Origin of the sequence: Deinococcus sp. KSM4-11 (assembly GCF_004801415.1) — a bacterium.
Classification (GTDB): Bacteria; Deinococcota; Deinococci; order Deinococcales; family Deinococcaceae; genus Deinococcus.
The window spans coordinates 426,263-441,326 of sequence record NZ_SSNX01000003.1 but is presented as its reverse complement, the minus strand read 5'-3'; the positions used below and the strand labels follow the sequence as shown (position 1 = coordinate 441,326).

18 protein-coding genes are annotated in these 15,064 nt (G+C 66.6%); 8 read left to right on the top strand and 10 right to left on the bottom strand.

Going from position 1 to position 15,064, the window contains the following annotated elements; all coding sequences use genetic code 11:
• Positions 1-160: 160 nt before the first annotated feature.
• On the bottom strand, positions 161-1,030 hold the full coding sequence (locus E7T09_RS12035) for a hypothetical protein (protein ID WP_136389412.1): 870 nt from the start codon (positions 1,028-1,030) through the stop codon (positions 161-163).
• A gap of 474 nt (positions 1,031-1,504) precedes the next feature.
• A complete protein-coding gene (locus tag E7T09_RS12030; RefSeq protein WP_205747004.1) occupies positions 1,505-2,101 on the bottom strand; it encodes a TMEM175 family protein in 597 nt (198 codons plus the stop codon).
• A 64-nt stretch (positions 2,102-2,165) separates the two neighbouring features.
• Between E7T09_RS12030 and E7T09_RS12025 the strand changes: the two genes are divergently transcribed.
• The 5 genes from E7T09_RS12025 (at position 2,166) to E7T09_RS22105 (ending at position 7,087) form a co-directional block, all read left to right on the top strand.
• Positions 2,166-2,624, top strand: coding sequence for a cupin domain-containing protein (locus E7T09_RS12025; protein ID WP_136389411.1), 459 nt, complete (start codon positions 2,166-2,168; stop codon positions 2,622-2,624).
• Positions 2,625-2,632: 8 nt separating this feature from the next.
• Positions 2,633-3,226, top strand: coding sequence for an HD family hydrolase (locus tag E7T09_RS12020; protein WP_136389410.1), 594 nt, complete (start codon positions 2,633-2,635; stop codon positions 3,224-3,226).
• Positions 3,227-3,312: 86 nt separating this feature from the next.
• Entirely contained in the window at positions 3,313-5,169 is a 1,857-nt protein-coding gene (locus E7T09_RS12015) for a 2-oxoacid:acceptor oxidoreductase subunit alpha (RefSeq protein ID WP_136389409.1), read from the top strand.
• Entirely contained in the window at positions 5,166-6,203 is a 1,038-nt protein-coding gene (locus E7T09_RS12010; RefSeq protein ID WP_136389408.1) for a 2-oxoacid:ferredoxin oxidoreductase subunit beta, read from the top strand. The genes E7T09_RS12015 and E7T09_RS12010 overlap by 4 nt, the downstream gene beginning before the upstream one ends.
• A 191-nt stretch (positions 6,204-6,394) precedes the next feature.
• A complete protein-coding gene (locus E7T09_RS22105) occupies positions 6,395-7,087 on the top strand; it encodes a tail fiber protein (RefSeq protein ID WP_205747003.1) in 693 nt (230 codons plus the stop codon).
• A gap of 9 nt (positions 7,088-7,096) precedes the next feature.
• Here the strand turns inward: E7T09_RS22105 and E7T09_RS12000 are convergent, their stop codons facing one another.
• The gene (locus E7T09_RS12000) at positions 7,097-7,453 is read right to left on the bottom strand and encodes a VOC family protein (RefSeq protein ID WP_136389407.1); all 357 of its coding nucleotides are present in this window, start codon (positions 7,451-7,453) and stop codon (positions 7,097-7,099) included.
• Positions 7,454-7,595: 142 nt separating this feature from the next.
• Here E7T09_RS12000 and E7T09_RS11995 point away from each other — a divergent pair, with 142 nt between their 5' ends.
• Positions 7,596-8,012, top strand: a complete 417-nt coding sequence (locus E7T09_RS11995; protein WP_136389406.1) for a pyridoxamine 5'-phosphate oxidase family protein — start codon at positions 7,596-7,598, stop codon at positions 8,010-8,012.
• 3 nt (positions 8,013-8,015) lie between these two features.
• Here E7T09_RS11995 and E7T09_RS11990 read toward each other — a convergent pair whose 3' ends face one another.
• From E7T09_RS11990 to sufC, 7 genes are all read right to left on the bottom strand, one after another.
• Entirely contained in the window at positions 8,016-8,810 is a 795-nt protein-coding gene (locus E7T09_RS11990; protein ID WP_136389405.1) for an ATP-grasp domain-containing protein, read from the bottom strand.
• A gap of 58 nt (positions 8,811-8,868) precedes the next feature.
• A complete protein-coding gene (sufD, locus tag E7T09_RS11985) occupies positions 8,869-10,221 on the bottom strand; it encodes a Fe-S cluster assembly protein SufD (protein WP_136389404.1) in 1,353 nt (450 codons plus the stop codon).
• Positions 10,218-10,682 (bottom strand): HIT family protein, encoded by a 465-nt coding sequence (locus tag E7T09_RS11980; RefSeq protein WP_136389403.1) that lies wholly within the window; start codon positions 10,680-10,682, stop codon positions 10,218-10,220. Before E7T09_RS11980 ends, sufD begins: the two co-directional genes overlap by 4 nt.
• On the bottom strand, positions 10,679-11,014 hold the full coding sequence (locus E7T09_RS11975; RefSeq protein ID WP_136389402.1) for a cupin domain-containing protein: 336 nt from the start codon (positions 11,012-11,014) through the stop codon (positions 10,679-10,681). The genes E7T09_RS11980 and E7T09_RS11975 overlap by 4 nt, the downstream gene beginning before the upstream one ends.
• Positions 11,011-11,466 (bottom strand): hypothetical protein, encoded by a 456-nt coding sequence (locus E7T09_RS11970; protein WP_136389401.1) that lies wholly within the window; start codon positions 11,464-11,466, stop codon positions 11,011-11,013. The genes E7T09_RS11975 and E7T09_RS11970 overlap by 4 nt, the downstream gene beginning before the upstream one ends.
• Before the next feature lie 19 nt (positions 11,467-11,485).
• On the bottom strand, positions 11,486-12,892 hold the full coding sequence (sufB, locus tag E7T09_RS11965) for a Fe-S cluster assembly protein SufB (protein WP_136389400.1): 1,407 nt from the start codon (positions 12,890-12,892) through the stop codon (positions 11,486-11,488).
• A gap of 66 nt (positions 12,893-12,958) precedes the next feature.
• The gene (sufC, locus tag E7T09_RS11960; protein ID WP_136389399.1) at positions 12,959-13,729 is read right to left on the bottom strand and encodes a Fe-S cluster assembly ATPase SufC; all 771 of its coding nucleotides are present in this window, start codon (positions 13,727-13,729) and stop codon (positions 12,959-12,961) included.
• A 234-nt stretch (positions 13,730-13,963) separates the two neighbouring features.
• Here sufC and E7T09_RS11955 point away from each other — a divergent pair, with 234 nt between their 5' ends.
• Positions 13,964-14,626 carry a MotA/TolQ/ExbB proton channel family protein gene (locus tag E7T09_RS11955; RefSeq protein WP_136389398.1) on the top strand — a complete coding sequence of 221 codons (663 nt, stop codon included), beginning with the start codon at positions 13,964-13,966 and terminating at the stop codon, positions 14,624-14,626.
• Complete coding sequence (locus tag E7T09_RS11950; RefSeq protein WP_136389397.1) at positions 14,623-15,024, top strand: biopolymer transporter ExbD; 402 nt, start codon at positions 14,623-14,625, stop codon at positions 15,022-15,024. The genes E7T09_RS11955 and E7T09_RS11950 overlap by 4 nt, the downstream gene beginning before the upstream one ends.
• The last annotated feature ends 40 nt before the right edge of the window (positions 15,025-15,064 follow it).

The window sequence follows — 15,064 nt, the reverse complement described above, 5'->3', positions numbered from 1 at the left end:
GTGTCTGAAAACGGCAAAGGGTGTCCAGGACGGTCTCGATCCGGCGCGACCACGTCTTCGCCAAATCTGCAAAATGAGAGGACGCTCAAGACAGTGGTACCAGAGCGGCGGCCAGCCCCACCGGGAGGCTGGCCGCCGCGACCGCGTGCGGAGTGGTATGTCAGGGCTGGCTGGGCGGCGGCTCCAGGGGTGGTAGGGGGGTGGGAGCCGGGTCGGCGGGAGCGGCCGGATCGGTCGGTTCAGGAGCCGCCGGAGGGGTATCGCCCGCGCCCGGTTCGGTCGGTGTGGCCGGATCTGCCGGGGCTGCTGTGTCTGCGGGTGCCGCGTCCGTTGGGGCCGTTTCGGTCGGGGCCGCGTCCGTCGCCGGGGCAGCCGTGTCGGGCGATGTCTGGGGTGCCGCGTCGCTCGCCACGAGGTCACGGGCGACCGCCACGACCGTGAGGCCCAGGGTCTCGGTCACGCGCACGGCCACCGTCTCCCCGCCTTTGTGCAGCGTGATGGTCTGGGCGGTGTCCGCCTGCGCGGCCGCACTGTCCGTGCCCGTGCTCGCGGCCTCGGTGAAGCCGTCGGCTTTCAGGCCGTCCACGGTGCGGCCCAGGGCGTTCTCCACCGTGCCCGCGTAGATCACGGCCTGGCCCAGCACGGTCGGCGTGGTCTTGAGCACCTGTTCACCGTCCAGGTGAGGCAGTTGTGTGGTCGTGGCGGTCACCGCCGCCGGGGCCTGCTCTGGTGCGGCCGGGGACGCGGTCTCTGTGGCTGGAGCCGCGTCCGTCGGTGCGGTCTCGGTGGTTGGTGCCGCATCGGTCGGGGCGGTGTCCGCCGGAGGGGTCTCGGCGGGAGTCGTGTCGGTCGGGGCGGTCTCGGCCGGGGCCGGCTCCGTGACCGGGGCCGTGACGGGCGGCGAGGTCACCGGCGGCAGGTTCAGTGGGGGCGGCTCCGCCGTCTGTGCCAGGGTGGTGGGCAGCAGCAGGCCGGTGCCCAGCAGGGCGCTCAGGGTCAGGGTATGCAGGGAAAACAGGGAGCGATTCATCATCGTCCTCCAGAAAGACGGTCAGAACGGCGCGGCGTGTGGTCGATCTCGCGCCGTCCGGCCGGTCGGGGCAAGCATGGGCGCCTGCCAGCGGAGAGGGCAGAGGGGCGCGCCCGGGGTGGGCGGCCCACGGTCACCCCACGGGGCGGGGTGGGTTCGGCGGCGGGAACGTCCGGCCGACCTGCATCACCGTACGGGCCGCGCCTGTGCCTTCCCGCCGGGAACGCTGAGGGCGCCCTGCACCCTGTTCTCCTGGGAAGTGCAGGAAGTGTTCACCGACCTCAGCGGCCCGCCACCGCGCGTTCACCTCTGGCTGGCCGTTCCGCCGGATCGGCCCCTCCACCGCCAGCGCCGTTAGCACAGTTGGCCCGGCTGGCGGTGAAGTCCGTTCCTCATGCCAGGAGGCCGGACTGGACGGCCTTGCGCGCCCCTGCGCGCGCCTGGGCTGAAGGTGGCCTCACGCCATGCGGGAACTCAGTGGCGCTCGCGTTGCAGCACCTGCTCGATCCGGCGGTCAGGAATCAGCCACATCAGGGCCACGCCGATCAGCATGACGCCGGATACCCACGCGCCCCACGCGCCCAGCAGCGGCGCGACGATCGCCACCACGTAGCCCGCCAGCGAGAGGTTGCCCTTCACGTCCTCGCCAATGGCGTCGGCCAGCAGGTGGTTCTCCGTGCCCGCGCCAATGATCACGCGCACCAGGATGGTGTACGCCAGTCCGGCCATCAGGGCCACCACGCCGTACGCGGTCATGGGTTCACGCGCGAAGTGCGATTCGCCCGCCCAGCCGGACACGAACGGGAACAGGGACAGCCAGAACAGCAGGTGCAGGTTCGCCCACAGCATCCCGCCCGTCACGCGGTGCACCGTGTGCATCAGGTGGTGGTGGTTGTTCCAGTAGATGCCCACGTACACGAAACTGATCACGTAGGCCAGGAATTTCGGCCACAGTCGCCCGAGTTCGTGCCAGTCGTGGCCCTCGGGCACCCGCAGTTCGAGCACCATGATGGTGATGATGATGGCCAGCACCCCGTCGCTGAATGCCTCCATGCGCGATTTCGTCATCATGTCTGCGCCCAGCATAGGGGGCGGGTGTGCGGCCCCGCCATTCGGCCAGGTCGTAGCGTGGGGCATGTCTGCCGAAGAACTGTCCCTGCCGCAGGGGGGCCGTGTGCCGAACAGCGCCCTGCCTGCGTGCCTGTATCGCGCCGCGCTCAGGGGGCTGACCCCACCGCAGATCGAGGCGCACCTCGCCGCCCGTGGCTGGAGCAACAGCTGGCGCAACGGCATCTACTCCTTTCACCACTACCACTCGACCGCGCACGAGGTGCTGGTGGTCGCGCGTGGGCACGTGACGGTCACGCTGGGCGGCGAGGACGGAGTGCAGCGCACCGTGGAAGCGGGCGACGTGCTGGTGCTCCCGGCCGGCACCGGGCACCGAAACGACGGGAGCAGCGCCGACCTGCTCGTGATCGGCGCGTATGCGGGTGGGCGGGCCTGGGACACCTGCCGCCCCGACCGCACCGACCCGGACGGAGCGCGGCGGCGGATCGCGCAGGTGCCGCTGTGGACGCAGGAACCGGCCGGGTAGACTCGCGCATGTCCACGCTGGCCGACCAGACCGCGTTCCTGCTCACCTGTGACCGCCTGAGGGCCGTGCAGCGCAGCACGTACCTGCACGACGGAGGCCGCTCCGAGAACAGCGCCGAGCACTCCTGGCATCTCGCTCTGATGGCCCTGACGCTGGCGGAGCACGCCCCCGCCGGAACCGACGTGAACCGCGTGATCCAGCTGCTGCTGGTGCATGACCTCGTGGAGATCTATGCGGGCGACCTGCATTTTGCCGTGCCGGACGCCGCCCACGCGCGGCAGGCACAGGCCGAGGAAAAGGGCGCCCACGCGCTGTACGGGCTCCTGCCCGAGGGTCAACGGGCCGAATTTCATGCCCTGCACGCTGAATTCGACGCCCGCTGGACACCGGAAGCCCGCTTCGCCCGCGCGCTGGACGCGCTCCAGCCCATGCTGCTCACCTGGGGCGAGGGCGGCCTGGGCTGTGTGGCGCGGGAACCGGAACTCACGGCCACACGGCTCCTGATCCTGAAAGCCCCGGCCCTGACAGCCTTCCCGGCCCTGTGGACGCTGGCTCAGGAGGTCGTGCAGCGGGCCGTGGAGTCGGGCACCCTTCCGCCCTGACAGGGAGTAGATTCGGGGCATCAACCGCGTTTGCGTTCCACCCGGCACCCGGCCGGCATCCGCCCTCCTTGTAAGCGAGGTTTTCGATGACGCACACCGCCCCACGGCCCGACGCCCCGCCTAGCCCCCAGCGCAGTCCCGTCGTCAACGACTTCACCATCAACGTCGCCACCGTGAACGGTAGCGGGTCGCAGACCTCCAATGCCACGCTGGTCGACGCCCTGTTCCACATGGGCATCCCGGTGAACGCCAAGAACATCTTCCCCAGCAACATCAAGGGCCTGCCCACGTGGTACTCGATCCGGGTGAGCGCGGACGGCTATACCGCCCGGCGGGATCACGCCGAGGTGCTGGTGGCCTTCAACGCCAAGACCCTCGACCAGGATCTGCGCGAGCTGCCCACCGGCGGCGTGATGTTCTATCCGGATCACCTGAAGCTGACCGTGGAGCGGGACGACGTGAGCGTGTACGCGCTGCCGGTGAACGCCATCATGAAAGAGCAGAACGTGGACGCCAAATTCCGCGACCGCATGATGAACATGGTGTACGTGGGCGCGCTGGCGCAGACCCTCGGCATCGAGATGGCCGCCATCCTGGATTACCTGACCCGCAACTTCGCCGGGAAGGCGAAGGTCGTGGCGAGCAACTACGACATCGCCCAGGCCGCCTTCGGGTGGTGCGCGACGAATCTGGAGAAGACCGATCCGTACGCCGTGCAGCGCATGAACGCCACCGCCGGGAAGATCCTGATCGACGGGAACACCGCCGGGGCGCTGGGAGCCATCTACGGTGGCTGCACGGTCGTCGCGTGGTACCCGATCACGCCCGCCACCAGCCTCGCCGAGGGCCTGATCGAGTGGATGCCGAAGCTCCGCCGCGACCCGCAGACCGGCACGAACACCTTCGCCATCGTGCAGGCCGAGGACGAACTCGCCGCGATTGGCATGCTCGTCGGCGCGGGCTGGGCGGGTGCGCGCGCCATGACCAGTACGTCCGGCCCCGGCATCTCGCTGATGGCTGAGTTCGCCGGGTACGCGTACTTCACCGAGATCCCGCTGGTCGTGTGGAACATCCAGCGCATGGGCCCCAGCACCGGCCTGCCCACCCGCGTGTCGCAGGGCGACCTGCTCAGCACGTACTACCTGTCGCACGGCGACACGAAACATATCGTGCTGCTGCCCGGCACGCCCGCCGAGTGCTTCGAGTTCGGCTGGCGGGCCTTCGATCTGGCCGAAGCCCTCCAGACGCCGGTGTTCGTGAACAGCGACCTCGACCTGGGCATGAACATCTGGATGTCCGAGCCCTTCGAGTACCCGAACCGGGCCATCCACCGGGGCAAGGTGCTGCGCGCCGAGGACATCGTGGCGCTGGGCGGCAGCTTTGCCCGCTACCGCGACGACGACCAGACCGGCGTCGGCCCGCGCACGCTGCCCGGCACGGACGCCCTGGGCGGCGCGTACTTCACGCGCGGCACCGGCCACACCGACGCCGCGACGTACAGCGAACACCCCGACGAGTGGCTCAAGAACCTCCGCCGGCTGGATCGCAAGCACGAGCACGCCCGCAACGTCGTGCCCGCCCCCGTTATCAGCGGCAGCGGCGCGAAGGTCGGGCTGATCAACATGGGCAGCACGGAACCCGGCGTCGTCGAGGCGCGCGACATGCTCGCCACCGCTGGCATCGCCACCGATGCCCTGCGTGTCCGCGCCCTCCCATTCTGCAAGGACGTCCACGCCTTCATCGCAGCGCACGAACAGGTCATCGTGGTCGAGATGAACCAGCAGGGCCAGCTTGCCATCCTGCTCCGGACCGAGTACCCCGAGTTCGCCACCCGCATCCAGAGCGTGGCGCACTGCGACGGCCTCCCACTCAGCGGGGCCTTCATTGCAGGCCGGGTGCAGGATGCACTGACCACCCCACAGCGCGAGGAGGTGCCCGCATGACCGCTCCCGCCCGTCCGCCCGCCCTGAACAGCGCCGGCCTGAGCAAGAACGACTACAAGGGCCTGCCCAGCACCCTCTGTCCCGGCTGCGGGCACGATTCCATCTCCAGCCGGATCATCGATGCGGCCTTCCAGCTGGGACTCAGGCCCCACAACGTCATGAAACTCTCGGGGATCGGCTGTTCCAGCAAGAGCCCTGCGTACTTCCTGAATGCCGCGCACGGCATCAACACCGTGCACGGTCGTATGCCCAGCGTGGCGACCGGCGCCATGCTCGCGCAGCGGCACCACACGGCCATCGGCGTGTCGGGCGACGGCGACACCGGCAGCATCGGCATCGGGCAGTTCAAGCACCTCGTGCGGCGCAACGTGCCCATGGTGTACATCATCGAGAACAACGGCGTCTACGGCCTGACCAAGGGGCAGTTCTCGGCCACTGCCGACGAGGGCCAACACCTCAAGTACATCGGCACCAACGAACTGCCCCCCTTGGACCTGTGCGCCGAGGCGATCATCGCCGGGGCGGGGTTCGTGGCGCGCTCTTTCGCCGGGGACGCCAAGCAGGTCACGGAGCTCCTGAAGGCTGCCATCGCGTACGGCGGGCTGGCCGTACTGGACATCGTCTCGCCGTGCGTGACCTTCAACAACCACGACGACAGCACCAAGAGCTATGCCTACGGCAAGGAGCACGAGGTGCCCCTGCACGACATCACCTTCATTCCCGACTACGCCGAGATCGCGGTGGACTACGACCCCGGCGAAGTCATCAGCGTGCAGCTCCACGACGGCCCCACCGTGCAGCTCCGCAAACTGGGCCGCGACTACAACCCCGCCACCCGCCTGGGCGCCCTGGCCCTGCTGGAGGAAGCCAAGGGCACCGGGGAACTGATCACCGGCCTGCTGTACCTCGACCAGAGCCGCCCGACGCTGCCCGAGGCGTTGCACCTGCCGGAGCTGCCGCTGGCCCTGCTGCCCGAGGAGCTGATCCGGCCGAGCCGGGAAAGCCTGGACGAAGTGATGGCGGGTTTCGCCTAAGTGGCCCATGAAACGGAGGAGGGAGGAATGCACAGGAAGACACTTGTCGGACTGCTACTCCTGGCCATGCTGATCGCCAGTTGTGGTCAATCGGGTGGCGGCACCGGAGGCTCACTCTGGAACGCGGCCACATGGAACGGCGGCACCTGGAAGTAAGCCCACCGCAGCACCACCAGCCTGAAGGAGTCCCGATGCGCAAGCCCACCTGGTTGGATGCCCGTTCGGCCGCTCTCGGCCTTCTCATCGGTCTCGCCGGCGCCTACGCGGCCACCGACGGCGCCGCCCTGATCGCCCACGTGTTCACGGCGGGCACCGTCATCAAGGCCGAGGAGGTGAACGCGAATTTTGCAGCGCTGGCGCAACCCATCACGACGGCCCGGCTGGCGGATGGCAGCGTGACCGCCGCGAAGATCGCCACGCTCGCCGCCGGACAGCCCGGGCAGGCGTTGACCCTCACCTCAGACGGCCTGGCGTGGGTGCAGGCCGGAACAGGGCCGCAGGGGCCGAAAGGCGATCCCGGCCCGGCTGGCCCTAGGGGTGATCCCGGCCCGCAGGGATCTCCCGGCCCGGACAAACTGCCGCAGTACTTCCAGACCGATGGCGCGTACAACAACTTCGCCAGCGGAGGCAGAGGGAGCCAGTGCGTGATCGGAGACGTGTGGCTGACCGCCGGCGCCGTTGGAGGGGCCGTGGTCGCTCAGGGACAGATCCTGCCGATTAGCCAGAACACCGCCCTGTTCAGCCTGCTGGGCACTCAATACGGTGGGAACGGTCAGACGACCTTCGCCCTGCCGGATCTGCGTGCCGTGTCTCCCAAATCCGCGAACGGTCAGGCCCTCACGTACGTGATCTGCACGGAAGGTGTGTACCCCAGCCGAAACTGAGCGGTTCGGTCAACGGGCCACGAACGACTCCACCTCGACCACGAAGCCGCCGGGCGCATCGAAGTAGAAGGTCAGGCGGCCGTGGTTCTGCTGGGGTTCCGGCACGGCGTAGCCGCCTTCCAGCAGACGTGCGCGGATGGCGTGCACCTGCTCGGGCGTGTCCTGTAAGAAGCCGACGTGGAAGGACTTCGGATAACTCACGTCCTTCGCACGGAACATGGAGAGCAGGAAGCCGCCCTCGTCGTGCAGGAACGCCATGTGCTCGTTCACGGGCATGTCGGAGCGGGTGAAGCCGAAGTACGTCTCGAACATCTCCACGCAGGCGGGCACGTCGGTGACGCTGAGGTTCAGGTGGTTGAGCTGCATCCAACTGTCATACCCCGGCCGGGCCGCCCTGTCTGAAGGCGGGCACGCAAAGCGGGAACGGTGAAGGGCCGCTCCACGCCCCCGCAGGGGAGGGTGAAGCCCCGCCAGCACCGGCCCGCACCCCGGCTGCCTAGCATCGGGCATGGCGAACAAATCATTGGCGACCCTGGCGAAGAAAATGCGTGGCCTCGACCTGTGCATGATGACGACCGTCACCAGTTACGGCCGCCTCGCATCCCGCCCCATGAGCAACAACGGCGAGGTCGAGTACGACGGCACCAGCTACTTCTTTACCTGGGCCGAGTCCCGCACGGCGAAGGACATCGAGAAGAACAAGCACGTGCAGCTGAACTTCCGTGCCGAAAAGGGCTTCCTGTTCGTGGCTGTGCAGGGCGAGGCGACCCTGAAGGACGACAAGGACGCCATGGCGGAGCACTGGCACAAGGAACTTGAGCAGTGGTTCAAGGAAGGGCTGGACACGCCTGGCCTGACCATGATCGAGGTCAGTGCCAAGCGCGTGAACTGGTGGGGCGAGGACGACGGTGAGATCGAATTGTAGGACTCATTCTTGCATCGCGTCCATCCAGACGATCTTGAACTGTTCGGCCGTCCAGCCCACCAGATCTGACACCTGACCATCGCCTATTTCCACGACGCGCCATACGCCGTCTGACCGGCGGGCTATATCCACCGAGAAGAATGGAGAGGGAATTCGCTCGGCCACGGTCTGTACGATGTCTGGCACAGCGCTCCCATTGGCCTCGAACGCGTGTCCGTCACGCACGAAGTATCGCGTCTCTGTATGGGTTTCCAGCGGTTCGAACTGACGGACGCACAGGCCGCCCTCAATCTGTCCCCGGAACTGTTCCATACGTCCCATCAGCTCCCCTATGTGTTCCGGGCGGGTGATGACGCTGCCTGCGCCAGTCTTCAAGGACTTCACGTAGTCTTTCACGAAGAACGCATCCCATCCCAACTCTGCCAGCTTGCCATCCATGCCGGTCAGGTCACTGAAGCACACCGTTTTGGGTGTCAGGTCGGCCAGCAGCGGGTACCAGTTCGGGATGTGGTGCGCCGCCAGATAAGCCGCGTGCGACGTGGCAAGCGTGGCTCCTGCAGAGGTCACGGCGTCCTCGAAATCGCGGTATGCATCTCCAGTGAGCATCCACCCCCGGTAGAGCACGGACTCGTCCGGCTCCAGCGGAGGGCGGAAGCGGCGGTCACTGTCGAGGGCGAACGTGGACACCTTCCAACCCAGCCCGGCGAACGCTGCCGCCTGATCGGCAAATGCCTCGTCCGGTTGCCGGGCGGTGAAGTAGTCGGCGGGAAACACCACGCGCCAGGCTGCTTGGGTCATGACTGCCACTGTAAAGCGGCCAGCCCCGCAGGACTGACCGCCTTTCCTTTTCCTCGCGTTACGCCGCGCCGACCTTCTTCGCGATGATGCCCTCGATGTACTCCACGACGCTCCTGAGGGGCACACGGGTCAGCACGTCCTCCAGGAATGCCGTGACCAGCATCTTCTCCGCGATTTCCCGGCTGATGCCGCGTGACCGCAGGAAGAACAGCGCCTCCTGATCGACCGGGCCGGTCGTGCTGCCGTGGCTGCAACGCACGTCGTTCGCGTTGATTTCCAGCTGCGGCACGCTGAAGTTGCGGGCCTCGCTGCTCAGCATCAGCGTGCGGTGCTTCTGGTACGCGTCCGTCTTCTGTGCGTGCAGATCGACTTTGATCATGCCGCTGAACACGCCCACGCTCTGGTCATCGCTGACGCCCTTGTACAGCAGGTCGCTGTGCGCGTTCGGCGCCGCATGGTGCTGCAAGGTGTAGTGGTCGAAGTGCTGATCCTCGTTCGCGAAGTACAGGGCCAGCATCTCACTGTCGCTGCCCTGTCCGCGCAGGTAGGACTGCATCTCCGTGCGCGAGAGGGTGCCCCCCATGGTCACGACCAGCGAGTTCAGGGTGGCGTCCCGGCCCACGTCGCCGCGCTGCCGCTGGATGTGCGTCACGCCCTTGCCCCAGTTCTGGATGCTCACGTACCGCACGCGTGCCCCGTCCTTCACGACGAGTTCCACCGCGCCAATCGCGTACGTCCCTTGCAGTTCCTCACTGTCCTGCTCGTCGATGAACGTCACCTGCGCGTTTTCCTCGGCCACAACCAGGGTGCGGGTCGCCGTGTACGTCCCCGCCTCGCTCATCACGCGGAAGCTCCCCAGGGGCAGTTCCACTTGCACGCCGCGCGGCACGTACACGAACGCGCCGTTCGTCCACAGGGCCGCCGCCAGCGCCGAGAACTTGCCCTCGCTCGGATCGGGCGACTTGCTGGGCGTCGTGCCCGGCGCGGCAATCGTCGTGTCGTCCGGCACCTCCGCCGGCACCACGCTGTACAGGTACTGCTGCACCTTGTCGGCGTGCTGCTCGACCGCCGTCTTGAGATCCGTGAAGATCACGCCCTTCGCACTCAAGTCTGCCGGGAGTTCCGTGCGGTACACCACGTCCGGGCCGTCCAGCACCAGGAACGCGCCCACGTCAGTCCCCGTCAGGCGATCCTGCACGCTCTGCGGCAGCGCCGACACGTCGGACACCACGTCCCGCTTGCCGTGTGGGCGCAGCTTCGTGAAGTCCACCGAGACGCGCGTGTACTTCCACGCCTCCACAGACTCTGTCGGGATATCGAGCGTGCTGAACAGCTCCAGCCCTGCCTGACGCTTCGTAGTCAGCCACTCCGGGCCAGCCTGCAACGCGAGTTGATCATTGAATTGGGTCATTGTTGCTCCTTTGGGTTCAGATGGTTGTTGAGTTGCTGCGCCAGTTCGTTCCGGCGCTCCTGCGATACCGCCTGGTCGGCCGGCACGCCCAGCAACTTGAAGATGTTCGGGCCTTTGAACTCCGGGGCCTGATCCGGCATCCGGGGAATGACATGCACGTGCAGATGCGGGTAATCGCCATGCTCGGCGAAGGTCACCGCGTAGGTCTTCTGCGCGCCGACCACCATCCGCAGAGCGTCCGTCAGCCGTTTCTGCACCAGCCCCAGCTCCTGCACCGCGTCGTCGCTCAGGTCGGCATACGAGAGCGCGTGCGTTCTGCTCAGGAGCACCAGCCAGCCCTCCAGAGCCGTATCGAACGCATGGACGACTGCCCAGTGCTCCGTGCCCCACACGTTCTCACTGGCGGGCAACGTGCCCAGCACCGCCAGCTTCTCGCAGATCACGCAGCCACGCACCGTCACCCCTCCACCCGGTCGTCCCGTGAGTTCCCGTCGCTGATGACCAGAAACTCCACGTCCTCCCCGCCCTCGTTCCGGGCCTGATGCCCCTGCTCCGGCCCGACTTCCAGACCGCTTGTGGCCGGAATGACGTGCGCCGCGCCCTCCACGTCCAGCGTCAGTTCGCCGCGCAGCACGTAGAAGAACTGCCGCACCCGCGAGTGCTTATGCCGGACTTCCTGCGTGCCCGTGGGCATCCGTTCCTGAATGACACTCAGGTTCGGCTTGTCCACGAGCTTCCAGCCGTCGCAGACATCAGCCCAGGTGTAGTGAGGAGCGGTGGCGGGGGAGATCATGGCAGCGGCTCCCAGTCTCCTGTCTGAAGGTTGAACTGCTCCGGTGCGTCGTACGAATAGCTGAGTAGGTACGCCGCACCGTTGAACTTAGCTTTGGTCTCGGACAGCCATACTTGATAGAACCAATCAGCGATAAAATGCAGTGTCTGGCGGAAAGCATCATCCGACCAGAACTCTTCCTCATCCGACAGACTCTCTGGATAGAGCCGATGCGGGTGGAGAAGTGTCCTAGTTTCCGTCGTTTCAAACCACCTCAATGGATTACCAGTATGGTCAAATGCGTAGACTGTGATGGGGGCACCCATGGTGTCGAACGTCAACTCAAACAGAAGACGGTGGACTTGGGATTGAAGTGGTTGAGAGAAGAGGTCGGCCAGTTCCTGTCGCAACTGACGCGTGAGGCCTGTCAGATGCATGTGGAGTGCATCGGCGTAGCGTTCCTGTTCTCCCAACTTGGCTCCTCCCATCCGTTTACCCGACCGAGCCTTCCATTTCCAGCTCGATCAGGCGGTTCAGTTCCACGGCGTACTCCAGCGGGAGTTCCTTGGCAATCGGCTCGATGAAGCCCCGCACGATCAGTCCGGCGGCTTCGTCCTCGCTCAGGCCGCGGCTCTGGAGGTACAGGATCTGCTCGTCGTTGATCTTGGACACCGTAGCTTCATGGCCGACACGGGCGTCCTTTTCCTCGATCTCGATGTAGGGGTACGTGTCGGTGCGGGCCTCGTCGTCCAGCAGCAGGGCGTCGCATTCCACATTCGTCTGGCTGCCTTTGGCGCCCTCGTAGATCTTGACGAGGCCGCGGTAGCTGCTGCGCCCGCTGTCCTTGCTGATGCTCTTGGACACGATGGTGCCGCTGGTGTGCGGGGCGAAGTGCACGATCTTCGCGCCGGCGTCCTGGTGCTGGCCGCGTCCGGCCATGGCGATGCTCAGGACTTCACCACGCGCGCCCTCTTCGAGCAGGTAGCAGGCCGGGTACTTCATGGTGACCTTGCTGCCCAGGTTGCCGTCCACCCATTCCATGACGCCGTTGCCGTACACGGCGGCGCGCTGCGTCACGAGGTTGTAGACGTTGTGGCTCCAGTTCTGGATGGTGCTGTACCGGAAGCGGGCGCCTTCCTTCACGACGATCTCGATCACGCCGGAGTGGAAGGAGTCGCTTGAGTATGCCGGGGCAGTGCAGCCTTCGATGTAGTGGGCCTGCGCGCCCTCGTCGATGATGATCAGGGTGCGCTCGAACTGGCCGCTGCTCTCGGCGTTGATGCGGAAGTACGTCTGGAGGGGGATGTCCACCTTGACGCCCTTGGGCACGTACACGAAGCTCCCACCGGACCACACGGCGCTGTTGATGGCCGCGAACTTGTTGTCCTCGGGCGGGATGATCGTGGCGAAGTGCTCGCGGAACAGATCCGGGTATTCCTTCAGGCCATCCTCGATGCTGAGGAACACCACGCCGAGCTTCTCCCACTCCTCCTTGAGGTTGTGGTACACCATCTCGGACTCGTACTGCGCGCCCACGCCGGCCAGCGCGGCGCGTTCGGCCTCGGGAATGCCGAGGCGTTCGAAGGTCTGCTTCACGTCGTCCGGCACGTCGTCCCACGAGCGGGCGTTGGCGCCTTCGGGCTTGATGTAGTAGTAGATCTCGTCGAGGTTCAGGCCGCTCAGGTCGGCGCCCCAGGTGGGCATGGGCTTGCTGAGGAAGATGTCCAGGGCCTTGAGGCGGAAGTCCAGCATCCACTGAGGTTCGTCCTTGGCCTTGCTGATCATCTCGACCACGTCGCGGCGCAGGCCCTTGGGGGCCTTGACGGCGTAGCGTTCAGGGTTGCTCCAGCCGTACTCGTAGCCGGCGTTGATGTCGTTCACTTCAGGATTGATGGTCATGTGGAGCTCCTTCGGAGGCGGAGTGGGGAGCGTCAGGCTGCGGGCCTGGGGTGCGGGGCTGCCGCCTTATGCCGTGGCCAGTTCCTTGACCCAGTCGTAGCCCTCGGTGTCCATCTTCTTGGCGAGTTCGGGGCCGCCGCTCTGCACGACCTTGCCGTCGAGGATGATGTGCACCTTGTCGGGGACGATGTAATCGAGGAGGCGCTGGTAGTGGGTGATGATCAGTCCGCCCAGATTTGGCCCGCGCATGGAGTTCACGCCCTTGGCGACGATCTTCAGGGCGTCGACGTCGAGGCCGCTGTCGGTTTCGTCCATGATGATGTAGTTCGGGTCGAGCATCAGCATCTGGAGAATCTCGTTGCGCTTCTTCTCGCCGCCGGAGAAGCCCGCGTTCAGGTAGCGTTCGACGATGCTTTCATCCCACTCCAGGGTTTTCAGGGCACCCTGCAGCTTGCCGTAGAACTCGGTGAACGAGACTTCCTCGCCCTCGGCCTTGCGGGCCTGCATGGCCAGGCGCAGGAAGTTGGCGATGGTGACGCCGGGAATCTCGACCGGGTACTGGAAGGCCAGGAACACGCCGAGGCGGGCGCGCTCGTCGGGTTCCATCTCGAGGATGCTCACGCCGTCGACCAGCACTTCACCCTGCGTGACGGTGTACTCGGGATCGCCGACGATGACCTTGGCGAGGGTGCTCTTGCCGTTGCCGTTGGGGCCCATGACGGCGTGCAGTTCGCCGCGCGGCACGATCAGGTCGATGCCCTTGAGGATCTCGGTGTCGCCGACGGTGGCGTGCAGGTTGCGGATTTCGAGCTGGTGGGGCGCGGTCTGTTCGGTCATGGGTCTCCTTGGCACGCCCGGGTGCGGGTGTGGTCGTGCGGGCGGCAGAATCCTTCTTGAGAATGATTCCTACTTGCCCCGGTATTTTACTCGGGTTGGGGGCTTAAAGTCGAGTGGTTTACTGCGGATTCTGCATGCCGTGCTGCACGCTTCCTGATCCGCAGATGACCAGCAGATGAGGACTGGCTATCGGCCTTTCACGCTTGCCACGTAGCGGCGTGTTACTTGGTTGGTGTGAATGTCCTCGACCTGATTCGCGCGGCCGGCCCCCTGCTGTGGGTGCTGCTGCTGCTGTCCGTGTACGTCGTCTACCTGGTCGCCGTGCGCGTTCAGGTGCTCACGCGCCTGGGGCGGGACGCCAGCGCGCTGATCGAACGGGCCCGCGCCGTCACCGCCGAGAGCGGGTCGGGCGCGGCCCTGGCCGAGGTGGATCGCGCGGCCCACCCCAGCCCCGCCGTGAGCGTATTGCGGGCGGGCCTGAGCCGAGCCGACCGTGGGGTCGAGGCCGCGTCCAGTGCCATGCAGGGCGCGCTGCTGGTCGAGGAAGACCGCCTGTACGCGGGCCTGAGCGCGCTGGGCACGGCCGCACAGGTCGCGCCGCTGCTGGGCCTGCTGGGCACCGTGATCGGCATGGTGCGCTCGTTCCTGGTGTTCAGCCAGACGACCGCGCCCACGCCCGAGCAGCTCGCCACGGGCATCAGCGAGGCACTGATCAACACGGCGGGCGGCCTGATCGTCGCCATCGTCGCGTATGTGGCGCGCGGCGCCCTGCGCGCCCGCGCCGACCGGATCGCCACGCAGGCCGAGCGCGTGCGGGAGGAACTGCCCGGCTGGCTGCGCCGCCCGGAAGTGTCCTTGAATTTTGAGGACATGCTGCCTGGGGGTGTTCGCCGGTGAGAGCCCGCGCGCGCGGCGGGGACGCCGTGACCTTCGACTTCGCGCCCATGGTGGACGTGGTGCTGCTGCTGCTGATCTTCTTCTTCCTGACCAGCAGCCTCGCGCCGCGCGACCGTGCCGTGCCGCTCACGCTGCCCGGCGCGAGCACCAGCGTGCAGCAGACCACCGCGCTGCCCGTAGTCAGCGTGGACAGCAGCGGTCAGGTCTTCCTGAACGGCCAGCCGACCGCCCTGCGTGAACTGGCCGGGCAACTGAAGCCCCTGCTGGGCGCTTCGGACGGCGTGGTGGGACTGCGCGCCGATGAGAAAGGCCAGTACGGCACGGTGGTCGGTGTGATGGACGAGATCCGCAAGGCCGGCGGGCAGAAGCTGGCGCTGGGTACCAAGGCCACGCCATGACCAGCCAGCCCATGCCCGGCGCGGCCCCGGGCCCCGGCCG